Annotated in this window: 2 protein-coding genes; one reads left to right on the top strand and one right to left on the bottom strand. The window is 46.3% G+C overall.

What is annotated here, in order from left to right:
* Positions 1-711, top strand: a 711-nt coding sequence (locus L1266_RS22200) for an IS630 family transposase (RefSeq protein WP_235374377.1), incomplete at its 5' end; no start/stop codon positions are given.
* A 300-nt stretch (positions 712-1,011) separates the two neighbouring features.
* On the opposite strand, the gene L1266_RS22205 is transcribed toward L1266_RS22200, so the two are convergent.
* A partial coding sequence (locus L1266_RS22205; protein ID WP_235374376.1) for a GNAT family N-acetyltransferase occupies positions 1,012-1,200 on the bottom strand: 189 nt, incomplete at its 5' end.

Genomic DNA, 1,200 nt, shown 5'->3' on the forward strand with positions numbered 1-1,200 from the left:
AGTAGTGAATTATTCGCACTGCTACTGCATAAGCTTTACCGTATCGTTATTCATAGCTCAACTCTCAGGCGGTGGTTGCCACAAGTCGGCATCGTCTGGCGTCGTGCGGCACCGACGCTGTATATCCAAGACCCAGATAAAGAAGCTAAGTTAGCAGCCATGCGGGAGGCACTTGAAAATTGCAGCGTGGACCATCCGGTGTTTTATCAGGATGAGGTGGATATCCACCTGAATCCGAAGATTGGTGCCGACTGGGGCTTTAAAGGTAAACAGCGTAAGGTAGCTACACCCGGCCAGAATAAGAAACACTATCTGGCGGGGGCACTGCACAGCCAGACAGGACAAATCAGTTATGTTGGTGGTGAGCGCAAGACCAGTGATTTGTTTATTGCGCTGTTGGAGCAACTGAAAGGGCAATACCGGCGAGCGAAAAGTATCACGCTAATTGTGGATAATTACATCATCCATAAGAGCAAAAAAACGCAGAAATGGCTGAATGAGAACCCAAAGTTCAAGCTCTTGTTTTTACCGGTATACAGCCCGTGGCACAACAAAATTGAAAAGCTATGGCATGCGTTGCATGAAACGATAACCCGTAACCATCAGTGTAAGAACATGGATGACTTACTGGAGCAGGTATACCACTTTATGGACACAGCGGCTCCGTTCCCAGGTGGCAAGCATGGCTTGAAGCAGGTGTATCACAATTAGGATCAGTTATCTAGTCAGCAGTAAATCCCTAGCATGGACTTGCATCTGGCACCAAACTCTACGCAGTTCTTTTCCATGTGCCGCGCAAAAACTTTAGCTCAAAACCGTTCAGTATTCGGTAATGCTGAAGTGAACGTTGATGTCCGCTATTCGCTCTTAGCTGCCTGTCAGGTGAAGTCTAAACCTAATCAACAAAACTGTAAGATGAGATATGAGCGTTCTACGGACAGCCTGTTCTACGGACAGCCAACTCACACCACACCTAGGTCAGTTAATCGGCCAATAGCGGTCATTGAATTGTTATAGTAGTAATTCCATATCAACCCTGTGCATGTCTAGGCCCCAACCATCAGTGATTTCTTTAATTGTCTTTGCCCCAAATTTTTCGAAGAAAGGAGCTGAAAGATGACTGGCGGCGATATCTATAACTTTCATGTCACTGTCCTTTGCCATTTTCTTAGCGTAAGACATCATTGCCGTTCCGATGCC

The sequence above is a fragment of the Pseudoalteromonas sp. Cn5-37 genome, assembly GCF_021532495.1.
Classification (GTDB): domain Bacteria; phylum Pseudomonadota; class Gammaproteobacteria; order Enterobacterales; family Alteromonadaceae; genus Pseudoalteromonas; species Pseudoalteromonas simplex.